Here is a 14,170-nt window from a genome sequence, read left to right on the forward strand (position 1 = left end):
AAATTGCACGCAGATACAAGTCAATCCTGCTTCAACCGTTCAAGCGCCGGCTTCCAGTCGCCTAGGTCTTTGGTGACAGCGTTATACATCTCGAACGTTTTTCCCTGCGCAGCCGGATTAAATAGCGTTTCAACAATGACTTTGGCAACATCGGCACGGCTTGTATGAATGAGATTTGCAAAAACCGCATCACCTTGGGCCAATGCAATACCTGCCCTGCCGCCTGCCTCGTCACTCAGCGCGCTTGGTCGCACGATGGTGTAGGGCAAACCGCTTTTTCTGAGATACGACTCGGCATCACTCTTCCACCGAAGCAGGCCAGCAAATCCTTCGGTTGCTTGCGGATTGGCATGGCCGACGCCTGCCGAAGACATCATTGTGATGTGCTTTACTTTAGCCGCCACGCCAAGGTCAACCAGAGCGGCCACGGCTTCATATTCAACTTTCTGCGGTATGTTTGTCGGATCACTGAAGCTGTTCGATCCGGCAGCGAACACGATATAGTCCACTCCATTGACTATATTCTTGAGAGTTGAAGGCGCTCGCAGGTCGCCCTGTACCCACTCAACGGACGAATTGCCTTCCTTCGCCTGCTCGGAGTTGCGCGTAAGGCCGCGAACCTTGTATTGCCGCGACAATATCTCAGAGGCGATCAGTCTCCCGGTGCGGCCGGTAGCGCCTATGACGAGGACTGTTTCCGGGCCTGTGGCGCCGGAACCTTTGCCCCCCGCTGCAGCAACTGACGTCTGCCAGCCACCCGGCCCAACCAGCATGAACATAAAAGCAGCAGCTAAAACAGCCGTGCGTCGCGACTTCCTGATTGTTTGACAACTCATACTGATCGAATTCATCGGTGACAGTCCTTCTGCAGCTTTACTTTTGTTGGCCAAAAATTGACAGGTGTTCTTTGGGTTTTGACCAGGATTCCGGATTTTTGTAGAAGGAACGATCCCTCTCCATGACGGGCTTCCTGATCGACTCGGGCAAATCGTCAAAAGACTTGATCTTGCCGCCCTGTCCACGGCCCATCGTAAATCCTGGTCGCGTTCCCATTTCCATCCAAACTGGCCAGTTCATCATGTTCTGAAAGGTGAAGCGGGTTGACATCGCAGTGGCAACGGAAGCGTCGTTCAGCTCCGCCAAAGGAGCCGAATAGGTCGTAAACTCATCTGTCCGGAACGGCCAATCGATATCCCGGCCGTTATCATCTTTCACCTGTGACGGGATCGCTCCGTGCGTTTCCTCGGACAAATATACGATTCCATCGACGACAAAGGGCTGCCTGAACAATATGCTGAATGTCGTCCCCGGCGGCATCCCTTTCACGAGCTTCATTCCCTCCGGCGTCAACAAGAATTGACGTGGTCCGCCCTTGATATGACTGAGGCGGATTGGCTTTCCCGTATATGGATTGGTCACGTTATCCAGAACCCGCCCGTCTTCGGGCGAAAGGTAGTAGCCGACCTCGCTTGCCGTTATCGTCATCGTGCCATCATTATTCATCTCGCTACGTGACCAGGACGCGATCTCGAGCGCGTATAACAAAGTAACCTGGCGATCGACGACACCATAGGTCAGTGATTTGTACCACCAGTACATTGGATCGGAGCTGAAGCTGCCGCGCATTTTCTGGTATGCGAGAAAAGCATCAGCGTCATTACCTAGATTGAGCGACGTCCGATGGACGTTTTTCCCGAAGACCGCACCGACAAAGAGGCCAGCCGGAACTGCAGCAAGCACATGCCTTCTGGAAATTCTGTCAATCGACATCTAGTTCTGCACCTTCCAAACAAGCCGGTCACGACCACGCAATGTGGCAACCATGTTGCTCGCCGATCCCCCTGTCATCGGGATCCGAGGCTCCCAATCGGATCTCGCGCCACATCCGGATGCGCTTTGGCCAGCAGCGCCCGCCAGGTCTCGGGAACCTCATCGAAAGTCGCCACCTTTGAGCCGACGATACGAGAGATCAATCCGCCCGGCTGGTCGCCCATCTGCATCCAGCCTTGCCACCCGCCAAGTCCCTGGAGATGGAGAGACGCAGGCACGAACGTGAGGCTTTTATCCGCCAGATCCGTCATTCTGCAGCGAAAGGTGGACCACTCTGCACTGTAGACGGCAGCACCGCTGGCCGGCAGCATCTTCGTCGCTGCGTCGTCAGAAACCCAGATTTCGTCGCCATGAACGGTGAGGATGGCCTTTTTGCGGTCCGACTCGAACTTGGCACCGCCGATCTCGGACGGCAGGTCGAGCGAACCGTCCGAATGGTATTGCATGGTGAAGGGTCGCGCCGGCGTGCGCTTGTAATCCAGCGTCTTGCCGGTGAACGGGTTGGTCATCGACTCAAGCAGTCGGCCGCTTTCCAGATCGGTATAGAAAATGTGCTCCAGGACATCCACCGACCATCCGGCAGGGGTGGTCGTCACTCTAGTAATAGCGCACGCCTCGATGCCGTGAAATGGTCTTACTTCATTGTGAATCTGGCCGTACTTGGCGCCCTTCATCCACCAAAACAGAACACCATCATTCGGCCGATATCGCATTTTTCGAAACATCGGACCGAACTCACCGAGTGCCGGGGGAACGGCGCCTGCGCTTGCCCAAGCCACCGGAATCAAAGGCGCTAAAGCTGCGCCAAGCACCAGGGCCCGACGGTTCAGATTCGGTTGCGATCGCGTCATAGGATGGCCTCGAGTCAAGAGTTACCCGGCCGATAAAGCAGACGACCCCGGATGCCGACTACTAATATCTTGGAACACTTCTATAAGCCAACAACAAATACTGCCGATTAACAATGATCGGTATTTCAACAATAGCTAACCGGTAAAATCCGGGGACGCATGCAAACGCTTCGCCCGTAGACTGCCCATGACGCCATGGGGCCATGACGCCATGGGGCCATGACGCCATGGGGCCACCACCCCTTTCAGGCATCTGCTACCGAATCGCAACCGGGTGCACATTACCCTGCACCGCACCCACTACTCGGGGTGTAGCCAGGACGAACAGAAATTCCCACGCCTTGTCATTCACCAACTCTCTGGTGACGATGTTTTCCAGCAGATAAACACCATTTTTAGCCAGCATCTCCTGGTGGACTGGCATTACCAGGCTGCGATCCTCAGACGGCACAACCTCCACTGCGTCGCTATCGGCGCCGATTGCTATGACACCCAGCTCCGCAAGATACCGGGCGCCCTCCAGCCCCAAACCCGGCTCATTGATATTCATCCTTGGGCCCATAGCTTTCGTAGCGTCCATCCAGCCCGTATGAAGGAGCACTACGTCTCCTTTGCGCAACACGACACCCTGCCGCTTGCTGGCTTCGCGGATCTCCGCCACGTTGATAGCGTCTCCCTCTTTTAAAGCCTCGACTCCCCGTGCGCCCGCAAAGTCCAGCACTACGCCTCTGGCAACCAGCGGTGGTATGTTATGGACACTGAACTTCGTTACGCCGCCCGGCCTAACGAACTCGGTGGCAGGCACCCCGTTGTAATAACGGAAGTTGATCCCCGCGTGCGCAAAGCCGTCGATCTGTGTACCAAGTCCCTGCCATAGATAAACCGCGTCATCGTTGGCTGTAAACTGATTCGGTCCAAAGGGCTTGCCATCTCCGAACCCGACTTGCACTACCGTAACGCTGGCTCTTCGATAGGACCGCGGCGGCGTTGCGGGGTCTACGGCAACCGCCAGGGAATAGATCTTGCCGCGGTCGACGAGCTTGGCAGCGTCGCGTACCGTCTTTTCGTTTATGAAGTTAGCTGCGCCAATGGTATCGTCGGGGCCAAACTTCGATGGATACCAGTCACTTTTCGCGTCCGCAGCATTTTCTTGTGCCGTGGCCCAACCCAAGGGCGCTATAGATGCGATAGCACCGGCTGCAAGTATTAAAACCATTCCTGATGCAACCGAAAACCGCTTCGTCATACCAATTACCTCACCTTCGACCAACATTAGCGCTTGCTCTTCAGGCACAAGCGCACGAAACATTTCCCGCACCCACTTTTCACAGCACACCCATGTCGCCGCGCATCAACAGGACTCGTCTTTTGTCGCCGAAAAAAAAACTTACCACATCAGGTAACTCACCCACTAACAACTAATATGATGCATTCACTTCCGCGTCGAAGACCGCGGTAGATTGCTCCAGAAACCGTCAAAACCAGCATGCCGCCGCCGTCACACTGGCTGGTTGTTTAAGCTCCGGATTACTTGTTGGCAGCTGTTGTGCCGAGCATCCATACTCAGCTTATTCAGCGAAACGACGTTTGATACAGAGTCGTAACATTCTTGCTCGATGGAATTGTTTCAATTTGTCTGCATTGCAGCATTACTCAACTTGTATAGGCCCCTGAATGAGCTCTGAGTTCCACGTATCTCGCCGCAATACACTCGGCATATTAATTGGCAGCTTTCTTGCTGGAGCAGGCTCAGTTCTCGCGCCTGCGGCGCATAGCGCTTCTCCGTTGCCGTCCGGTAAAAATGGTTCTTTGGATCCCTACGACGCTGATGACTTCGCGGTGATTAGCCGAAAACTGCTTTACCGCGGCGATGATGGTTTGTGCTTCGCGTGGCTGAAAGCAACCAAATACGCGTTGGTCAAGAGTAGCCTGACTCCGCTGCACAGCATGGAGTCGGGAGCGCTTTTTAGGATCCAGACAACGACCGATGGCTATGACGTCACTACGCTGGAGAGGACCTTTTACACCGCTGTCGGAACCGACGATCTCCTGGATGAGTGGCGCAATCCATTAACGGGCGAGACCTTGATGCTGAAACGTGGCCCGGTGGGTCCGACTACGCAAAAGTATCGTCGCGACGGGTCGCTAGTGCTTCCGAAAGCCTATCTGGGACTCGATTTCGAAGCGACCTCCAGCACCAGGCTGGCAAATATTCACGGAGACGACATCTGGTTACTGGTTGATTCCGACGCCAAGGTATTTCGAAACGGACCAGATAAGCCACCGTTTCATGTTACCGAGATGCGCACCACGCAGGCGCGTCTATCGGACGCCATTAAGCCGAAAAACAACCTGGTGGAGACCTCGCTCAGTCTTCACGAAGTGAATAGCTGGCCCGAAACCATGCGTATGGGCGATATCGATGGGTCGGTGATAATCCGCGGATTCGGCCGCAAGATATTTGACTTCAACAAGATGCCCGACTCCTGGCTGACGAAACTGCGCCGTATCAATCCCGACATCGCGGCTGATCCCGTCGCCGCACTGGATAAAACTGCCGCCAGATTCGAACAGTAACCTCAGGATCAGATCTCTATGTGCAGCTTAACCCGATCAACGGCTTCACACGTTTGCCGTAACATACTTGCGGGACTGGGGACACTCTTTATCATTGCCTGCGCGCAGCAACCAACGAAGTCCGAGCCACGTCAATCAATTCTGGTAGCCGGAACGCCGATGCATGGCATTCAGGGCCTTGCATGGGGACCGGACGGTTACCTTTACGCTGGCGCAATTGCCGCGCAAAGAATTAGCAAAATCCATCCTGTCACCGGCGACGTTGAGGTCGTTGTCGATGCTCCGCTCGGTGAGGCTGATGACCTCGCGTTAGCAGAGAACGGTACCCTGGCGTGGACGGCGATTGTTGCTGGCGAACTGAGGCTTCGGAAACCAGACGGTACAGTGGTGACTGTCGCAGCCAATTTGCCGGGCATCAACCCTGTCGCTTTCCGCAAGGACGGGCGTTTTGTGGCGGGGCAGTTGGGATTCAGAGATGCGCTTTTCGAATTCGATCCGGCCGGCAAAAAAGCACCGCGCCTTATTACAGATGCGGTAAAGGGGCTGAACAGTTTCGAGTTCGGCAGCGATGGGCGCCTCTATGCACCGTATTGGCAGGCAGGCGTTCTGGTAGCAATCAATATTGACAGCGGCGAAATCGAGGAAATTGCTGACGGCCTGGGAACACCGTCGGCGGTCAGCCTGGATTCGCGCGGCCGGATGGTAACCGTGGATTACCTTACCGGGAAGATTCAGCGCACGGATCCCAAGACAGGAGCGACCGAACTGATCGCGACAGTCGCACCACCACTCGACAACCTGGCTGTGGGTCCTGATGACACGATTTACGTTTCCGACACTGCAAACAGCGGTATCGTGGCCATCAACCCCACCACGGGCGCGCAAAGAACGGTAGTCGGCGGTGCGTTTTCCACACCGGGCGATCTGGCGATTACAACAGTTGGTGGCAGTGAGGCACTGGTTGTCGCCGACTCCACTGGTTTTCGTTTTGTCGACCCGGTGAGCGGCACAGTGAACCGCCCACCGTTCAATTTTGCCGCAGGCGGGTCACTCAGCATCGATGCGACTGATGAAGTCCTTGCATTTGCAGATGCCAGGAGCGGCCGTATTCACATGATCAATCGCAAAAGCGGTGACATGCTTTGGAACACCATGGGTGCGCAGGCTCCTTATGGTGTCCTGATTCTCAACAACGAAACGGTGATTGTCACAGAATATGCAAAGGGCGCTTTACAGCAATATAACGGCAGCGCTGCGACGCTCATCATGGACGGACTGGACGGGCCCGTAGGCATCACCCGGGCCGGGCCACGCTCCGTGTATGTCACGGAAAACAAAAGCGGCCATATCACCCTGATTGACCTGGTGGAAGGAACCAAGGTTCGAATCGTCTCCGGTCTCGACCACCCGGAAGGCCTTGCGCTTATGAAGGACGGCCGGCTGGCAGTCGTTGAGGCAGGCGCTGGCCGCCTGAGCGCCATCGACCTGGGTAGCGGTGAGAAGACGGTTCTGGCTTCCGGATTACCCTTGAACGTCCCCGTTATTCTTGCACCGCAAGCAGTAGGCATGCCGGCCGGGGTAGCCGTTGCCGCAGATGGAACAATCTATGTGAGCTGCGCTGGCGATAACAGCATCCGCAAGATCACCGTCGGTAGCAACTAAGCCTTAGCCTGTCCGGAACTGGCTACAGGAGCAAACATGATTCGAAGATTTCGAGACCAGTGGTTGGCACTGCATAAATGGGTCGCTTTGACCATAGGCGTGTGGATCATCTTGAACGGGTTATCCGGCTCGATCCTCGTATTCCAGCGCGAACTCGAGGCGGCGATCAATCCTCACTTATATCGCACGGATCAGGCGATCACCGGCACCATTAACCTCGACGCGATGGAGCAAGCCGTTAAGGCAGCGTTCCCCGATTACTGGATTGTGATGGTTGATCGCGACAATCTGGTCGCAAACGAGGCTTTCCGATTTCAAATCGCCAGGAACGGGGAAGCTGCTTCATACTTCACGAATCTGGAAGTCTTCATAGATCCGGCAACCACTGAAATATTGGGCAGCCGTCCATATTTTACCTTCATCAAAGCCGTAAAAATGTTCCACTTCGAGTTATTGGGTGGCCGTACGACCAAGGTTGTCATGGGCTTTATGGGGCTGGCTTTCCTGGCGATGATGCTGGCGGGCGCCGTGCTTTGGTGGCCAGGGCGAAAGAAGTTGCTCCGTAGTTTACGCTTCAAGACAACAAGCCAGACTCCTCGATTAATCAGGGACATCCATACCGTCTTTGGTGTTTATTTCCTCGTTGTATTGTTGATGGTCTGCGTGACCGGGCTTGTGGTGATATTCCCACAGCAATCAGCCACGATACTGGGCGTCTTCACAGATGCCACGGCCACGGCCCGGCCTACAGCACCGCCAACCCTCAACCAGAATACCCCGCCCAGCCTCAATGAGTTGGCGCAAACGGTTAACGACGCGTACCCGGATAGCACACTGGTGTTATTGCTATACCCTGGGCCGAAACGCGGCTGGTATACATTCCGTGTTGAGCCCGCTGGTGCTGATCCTACGACGAATACTGTGCAGGTCTATGTTGATCAATACACCGGCAAGATCGCTGACGTGTTCGATCCCGGTGTCATGCCCCCGGCCCGATCGTTTATCGGACTCTGGTCAGTTTATTCACACAACGGGAAGCTCTACGGCATGCCAGGCCGCGTGCTGGTTTTTTCTGCCGGTATTGGCCTTTGCGTGATGTTTGGAACCGGCCTCTATATCTGGCTGCGAAAGCGACGCTTATCAGTCCCGTCGAGCAGCGTGGTCGTCCTGTCCCAGACTGACCACGGTGTAGCCTGATATCGCAGCGTGGGTAACCGCGCGGGATCGCGGTCGCCGCTTCTTCCACCAGATAAAGAATCCCGTCCCGACCATGCTCAGGAGGAGGATTCCGGCCAGCAGCACGACCAGCCGACCTACAATTCCCGCTATCTGGCCCGCATGAATATACAGATTCCACAACCCCAGGTAGGTATTGGCGCTGGGTTGACTGGTCGGATCAAAGGTATCCAGAATTTTCCCCGTACGGGGATCCAGATAGACCTGTGTAGTCGCAAGCGCAACAGATTTACCTTTCGGCAGCAGGCGGAAAGTAAATGTCCCCTTCCCTTCAATATGAGGAAAAAGCAGCAAGTTGACTGTGCTGCCCGGATAAGATTTTTGCACCGTGGCCGCCAGCTCGTTTAATTTGACATTCTGAATCCGACGAGCGTCAAGAGAAGACGACTCATCATTGCGGATATCGGTCGTGAAAGGCTTTAATGGCCGGACCTCGGCAAACTGTTCGATCACCAATCGCGCAGGTCCTGGCAGCACGATAACTAACCCCGATATAGCCATCGTCACGAGCACTACGCCGACATAAACGCCGGTAACCGTGTGCAGCTGTCGTATGACGGCGGGCATTGTGCCACTCAATCTGTAACGAAGCGCCGCCTTGAACTTGGAGTTTCTGGGCCACCAAAGCACGATACCGGTGCAAATGCTGATGATCAACGCGACACCCAGCACGGCCAGCACGTCTTCATAGGGCTCGATAAGCAAGCCGTTATGGAGAAGCCATACAGTTCGCATGAACGTTAACCAGGGTCGGCTTCCCAGGATCTCACCAGAACTGGAATTAACAAACACCTCCCAGTCCTCGAACGGCGACGACAATTGACCCGATTTGACCAGAACAAATCGAAACGCTTCATCGGCTGCGAGCATGTCCCGTTGAAGATAGGCAATGCGACGGTCCGGGTACGCGGACGCTACCTTTGCCACCATACCGTCATAGTCAACTTCTGCGACCGGGGTGCCCGTTCGATACAGCTCCGGGGCTACAGCAGCTTCGATTTCGTACCAGAATACCAGCAGAGTACCTGTGGCCGCCTGACAGGCCAACCATACACCGAGCACTAATCCGATCCACTTGTGCAGCACCAACCACAAACCGCGAGGGCCGCCACGAGTCTTTTTTTCAGCTCCTCGAGTCAACAGATGCCCTCCAAGGCATAGGCAACCTCACGCGATCAGTTTGTGCGAGCCGATTCGCTAATTCAAACAATAAGTAGTAAAGTCAACAACCGCCAGTTGTGCAGCCTGTCTTCTTTGGAAATAAAGCGATTACGCCAATTTCTTTCAGTGGTGGATTGCGGCAGCTTCACCCTAGCCGCTTCCGCTTGCAATCTTAGTCAACAGGGATTGAGCAAGAGCATCGCCACTCTGGAACAGAGTATTGGTGCCCGCTTGTTCAATCGGGACACGCGGGGCGTCACTCTGACGGAATGCGGCAATCTGCTGGTTCCAACTGCACGCAACATCCTGGCTGACGTGCAGAATTTTCAGCGGCAGTTTGAAAGTCTAACGGGAACAAACAATGGACGCGTCGTCGTCGGAGCCGGGTTTACTTCCGCCGGTTATCTCCTGCCGCCCGTAGTCAAGCGCATAGGGTTGAAGCGACCACAGCTGCAGGTCAGCATAATTGACGGCATAGCTGAAGAGTTAATACCAAAGTTGCTAGTTGGCGACCTGGACGTAGCGATCTGTATAATGAGCATGCGCAACGAGGATCCCCGTCTCGTTCAGAAAGTCCTTTTGGAAGAACCTGTCTCGATCATAGTCGGCAAAAACCATCCACTAAGCGGCCGCGGCAAAGTCACTCTGGGTGAGACTCTCAACTATCCCTGGGTGTCTTGGGGAGTTCCCAAGGTTCACCCGAGCATCTCAGCATTACTCAAGCAGGTCGGGCTGCCAGAGCCGGTACCGAAACTCGTTACGACTTCAATTGTGTTTGCTCTAGCGCTCCTCGACGAGAGCGATTACGTCTCAAGCTTCTCTGAACACATGGTGCATCGTGAACTCAAGTCCGGCACGCTTGTTTCTCTAGAAATTGAAAGTGAAGCCAGCCGCCCGGAGATCACGACGTCGCTTTGTTACCGAAAAGATTTGATCCTTTCACGGTCGGTCTTACTCTTCATTCAGGAACTCGAAAGATATGTGAGCGGCCTGGGCCGTGATCTCGAATAACTCCCCCGTGCTGGCCAATCAACGTCGCCGTGCGCGCAAGCCCTGCACATGCTATCTGCGCCACAAACAACAATGGAGTTCCCAGGTTTTAGTGGAGACATGAGAATGATCAGTCCCACATCCTCGGGAGAGTTCAATGTCCAAGGCAGCAAGCGCAGGACGAGTCCGCCTGGCATACCAGTTCATTGAGGCCCATCGACACCAATACCCCATCCAAATGATGTGCCGGCTGCTCGACGTCGCGCCGAGCGGCTACTACGAGTGGCTGCACCATCCGGTTTCCGATCACGCGAAGGAAGACGCCCGTCTCCTGCGCTTGATCCGGGCATCCTTCGTTGCCAGCCATGGTGTCTACGGCGCGCCCCGGGTATTCCTCGATCTGCGCGAGGCCGGGGAGACCTGCAGCAAGCACCGGGTCGAGCGCCTGATGCGGGTCAACGGCCTGCGTGCCCTGCACGGCTATCGGACCCGCCGGTGGTCGGTCGGCAAGCCGGCAGTCCTGATCCCGAACCTGTTGCAGCGGCAGTTCACCGTGACTCGCCCGAACACCGTCTGGGCGACGGATATCACCTATATCCGCACCTGGCAGGGCTGGTTGTACTTGGCGGTGGTCATGGACCTGTTCTCGCGCCGTGTCGTCGGCTGGTCCCACCATCCGTCGCGAGCTGGTGCTGGATGCCGTACTGATGGCCGTGCGCAAGCGGAGACCGCGCCGGGCATTGATCCATTCTGATCAGGGGACCCAGTACGGTAGCGATGCGTGGCGCCGGTTCTGCCGCCCCACGGCCTGGAGCCCAGCATGAGTCGTAAGGGCAACTGCTGGGACAACGCTGTTGCCGAGTCGTTCTTCAGCAGCCTAAAGAAAGAGCGCGTCAGGAAGCACATCTACCGGAACCGAGCGCTGGCCATCGCGGATCTGGCCGACTACATCGAAGCCTTCTACAATCGGACGCGTCGGCACAGCCACCTGGGCGGGCTCAGCCCCGAGCAGTTCGAGGCCGCGCACTCCGGCAGGCGCAAAGGTATCCACTAAAACCTGGGAACTCCACGTCGACCACCACGGCAGAGCTGTACGGCCCACCCCAACACATGCGCCAGTCCAGGTTGCAATTGTTGGCCTGGGTGCCGCTTTCAGGACCAGCTAGAACGGGGTAAGGTGCAGCGAAGCCCCGCCACGGCGTGCTAACTGCAGAGCTTCAGAGGGATATATGGCCATTCAGATCACGCGCCACTTCGCAACAGTCAATGGAGAACGCCAGGTTCATTACCGGCGCGCGGGCTCGGGCTCACCAGTGATTCTGCTGCACCAGTCGCCCACCTCATCGCGTGAATATATTCCGCTCATTCAGGAACTCGCCGGCAAGGGCTTTACCGTGTTTTCACCTGACACGCCAGGTAACGGTATGTCAGACCCGTTCCCGGGTGACGAATGGGCGCCCATGGAAGTGTTCGCCGACGGCATCGTGAACCTGATGGATGAATTGGGCATAAAGAAAGCGCCCATTTATGGCTATCACACCGGTGGCATTTGCGCACTGGCCCTCTGCTTGCACCACCCCGACCGTTTTACCGTGGCCATCATGAATGGCTACATACAGCTGGACAAAGATGAGGTCGACGAAATTCTGCAGCACTACCTGCCGGCGGTGGTGCCTGACTGGAGTGGCTCGCACCTGACCTGGACATGGTCGCGCTTTCGCGAACAACTGCTGTTCTTTCCCTGGTTCCGCAAGGATCTGGCACGGCGCCTCAACTACGACGTGCCGGCACCTGCAGGCACGCATCTGGCCGTGATGGATTTCCTCAGATGCCAGGATTATCGCAGCGCGTATCACGCCGCATTCCTTTTCGACACCGTCAATGCGGTGAAGAACATGAAGGGGAACATGGTCATCACCACGGCGAAAACCGATGTGCTGGCCAGGTATCACCCGCTATTGAAGGACGTGCCGCCCAACATCACGCTGCTGAACCCGGCAAATCCGGATGAGTCAAAAGAGCAGTTCATCAAGGTTTTAGCTGACAACGCCACATCAGACGCCGCACCGGTGCTCGCACAGACAAAGCCCATGCCCGGTAAAATCTGGCAGGAGTATTTCCAGGTTGATGGCGGGTCGATCTACGCCCGTCGCAACACGGACGGCACAGGGCGCCCCATCGTGTTCATTCATGCCAGCGCTGGCTCAAGCTACAGCATGGACAAGTTCATGAAGCCGTTGATCGGCAAGCGCCCGGTCATCGCGTTCGACTTGCCGGGCAATGGTGAGTCCGACAATCCCATGGGCACGACGGTGACGGTGGAAGCGCAAGCTGAATACCTGGCGCAAGCCATCAAAGCCGCAGGCTACACCGAGGTCGATCTGTTCGGGTATTGGGGCGGCTGTGCCGTGGCCGTGGAATTGGCTGTACAGAACCCGGACCTTGTGAAACACGTCGCAACGCCCACGTTGATGGTCTTGCCCGATGCCGTGCGTGATGAGTACCTGGCGCGTTACACACCGACCATTGAACTGGAAGACTATGGTATTCACTGGCTTAAGGTGTGGAACATGGTGCGCGATCAGGAACTGTTCTCGCCTTGGTATATACGCAAGAAAGAGCACATCATTCGCGATCATGAACCCAATATCGCGCCCGCCGTGATCCATCGGCGCACTGTTGATTTATTCAAGTCCCTCGATATCTATCAATCGGCTTACGGCGCGCATTTTAGTTACCCCGTGCTGAAGAAACTGCCGCAGGTGGCCTGCCCGATCTTGCTCAACGATGCTGCGGGCGGTACACGTCAAGCACTTACCGCCAGCAAAGCAGCCACGGCCAAAGCGTTACCGAACAATCCGGCAGCTCTGGCCTCTGAACTACTCTCTTTCTTTGGGTGATTTACAGAAGGCCTGAAGATCTGGTAATGACAGGGCGCGAATTCGCGAGATTCGGCTCGAGCGGGGATCATACGCTTGCTCCCGCAGGATCAGCGAGCGACTCGACGGATCGTGGCATCGACGCGAGTTTGGTCGACCCCACAGCACTGGGTTACTGGCCGCTAGAGCGCGGCAAAGAATGCCCTGAGACGGCGCGCGTTCGTGCCGGCATCTCCACCGCCGACTCGCGACAGCGAGCGTGCATCGATGATCGTCCCGTCGCCGGCTGGGCGAATCCGGATCACGACGTCGTCTTTAAAGCGAAACCAGAACGTCGTATCTGTGGCCTCGATTCGGCCCTCGGCAGGCACGGCGGCAACGAGTTCCCAGCCCAGTTGTTCGACGGCCGCGAGTGCGCGATTGAAGACGACGTTCGGCGGTTGGGCAATTGTCAGGGTTTTTATGTCGGGGTAAGCGTCCGTTTGAAGTTGTGCCAGGCGCTCCTTGGTCATGCCCTGCGAGCCGCCGTAGACCGTGGTATTTGGAGCATCGGCGCGCAACGGCATGACCGCGACGTAAGCCGGCGGATCGACGGTATCGGTCGAGACATCGTGAATCGGCGGGATATTGGCGCCCTCGGAAGGGCGGTAGGCTTCGGGCACGTAGTACCCCAAGCCTGCCGCAGCGGTACCGATCAACGCGAGGCTCACGAGCTTGCTTGCGTTGCCGGTTTTCCAGAGCTGGCTCAACGCCAACAGGCCGATAGTGATGATCAGGCCCGCAATTGCTATCCAGCCGGCATAGGCATTGGCGAACTGCAGCAGCGCAAAGCCTCTGCGGAAATCCCACAACCCGAACCATACCCCCATCGACGCGACCAATGTGACGCCGCCGATGCCGAGTCCTGCAAGCAGAGCCAAAATGGCAATCCACATCATCCACGGTCTTTGTTGACGAGTCATTGTTATCCCCGGATCGTTTTAC

Annotated in this window: 11 protein-coding genes and 1 pseudogene; 6 read left to right on the top strand and 6 right to left on the bottom strand. The window is 56.2% G+C overall.

The window, feature by feature from the left end; genetic code table 11:
• Window positions 1-20: 20 nt before the first annotated feature.
• From H6979_04535 to H6979_04550, 4 genes are all read right to left on the bottom strand, one after another.
• The gene (locus H6979_04535) at window positions 21-851 is read right to left on the bottom strand and encodes an SDR family oxidoreductase (protein ID MCP5139101.1); all 831 of its coding nucleotides are present in this window, start codon (window positions 849-851) and stop codon (window positions 21-23) included.
• Window positions 852-873: 22 nt separating this feature from the next.
• A complete protein-coding gene (locus tag H6979_04540; GenBank protein MCP5139102.1) occupies window positions 874-1,770 on the bottom strand; it encodes a DUF1838 family protein in 897 nt (298 codons plus the stop codon).
• 74 nt (window positions 1,771-1,844) lie between these two features.
• Window positions 1,845-2,681, bottom strand: a complete 837-nt coding sequence (locus tag H6979_04545; GenBank protein MCP5139103.1) for a DUF1838 family protein — start codon at window positions 2,679-2,681, stop codon at window positions 1,845-1,847.
• 256 nt (window positions 2,682-2,937) lie between these two features.
• A complete protein-coding gene (locus tag H6979_04550; GenBank protein ID MCP5139104.1) occupies window positions 2,938-3,897 on the bottom strand; it encodes a cyclase family protein in 960 nt (319 codons plus the stop codon).
• A gap of 458 nt (window positions 3,898-4,355) precedes the next feature.
• Between H6979_04550 and H6979_04555 the strand changes: the two genes are divergently transcribed.
• The 3 genes from H6979_04555 (at window position 4,356) to H6979_04565 (ending at window position 8,117) form a co-directional block, all read left to right on the top strand.
• Window positions 4,356-5,258: a DUF1838 family protein gene (locus H6979_04555; protein ID MCP5139105.1), complete on the top strand. Its 903-nt coding sequence runs from the start codon at window positions 4,356-4,358 to the stop codon at window positions 5,256-5,258.
• 159 nt (window positions 5,259-5,417) lie between these two features.
• A complete protein-coding gene (locus H6979_04560; protein MCP5139106.1) occupies window positions 5,418-6,920 on the top strand; it encodes a PQQ-binding-like beta-propeller repeat protein in 1,503 nt (500 codons plus the stop codon).
• A gap of 36 nt (window positions 6,921-6,956) precedes the next feature.
• Entirely contained in the window at window positions 6,957-8,117 is a 1,161-nt protein-coding gene (locus H6979_04565; GenBank protein MCP5139107.1) for a PepSY domain-containing protein, read from the top strand.
• Here H6979_04565 and H6979_04570 read toward each other — a convergent pair.
• Window positions 8,061-9,242 carry a PepSY domain-containing protein gene (locus H6979_04570; protein MCP5139108.1) on the bottom strand — a complete coding sequence of 394 codons (1,182 nt, stop codon included), beginning with the start codon at window positions 9,240-9,242 and terminating at the stop codon, window positions 8,061-8,063. The genes H6979_04565 and H6979_04570 overlap by 57 nt on opposite strands.
• 96 nt (window positions 9,243-9,338) lie before the next feature.
• Between H6979_04570 and H6979_04575 the strand changes: the two genes are divergently transcribed.
• The 3 genes and pseudogenes from H6979_04575 (at window position 9,339) to H6979_04585 (ending at window position 13,207) form a co-directional block, all read left to right on the top strand.
• Window positions 9,339-10,328, top strand: a complete 990-nt coding sequence (locus H6979_04575) for a LysR family transcriptional regulator (protein ID MCP5139109.1) — start codon at window positions 9,339-9,341, stop codon at window positions 10,326-10,328.
• A 136-nt stretch (window positions 10,329-10,464) separates the two neighbouring features.
• A pseudogene (locus H6979_04580) lies at window positions 10,465-11,361 on the top strand (IS3 family transposase).
• A gap of 175 nt (window positions 11,362-11,536) precedes the next feature.
• Entirely contained in the window at window positions 11,537-13,207 is a 1,671-nt protein-coding gene (locus H6979_04585; protein ID MCP5139110.1) for an alpha/beta fold hydrolase, read from the top strand.
• Between the two features lie 161 nt (window positions 13,208-13,368).
• Here the strand turns inward: H6979_04585 and H6979_04590 are convergent, their stop codons facing one another.
• On the bottom strand, window positions 13,369-14,148 hold the full coding sequence (locus tag H6979_04590; protein ID MCP5139111.1) for a DUF1499 domain-containing protein: 780 nt from the start codon (window positions 14,146-14,148) through the stop codon (window positions 13,369-13,371).
• Window positions 14,149-14,170 lie beyond the last annotated feature (22 nt).

It is taken from the genome of Chromatiales bacterium, assembly GCA_024234935.1.
Taxonomy (GTDB): domain Bacteria; phylum Pseudomonadota; class Gammaproteobacteria; order Steroidobacterales.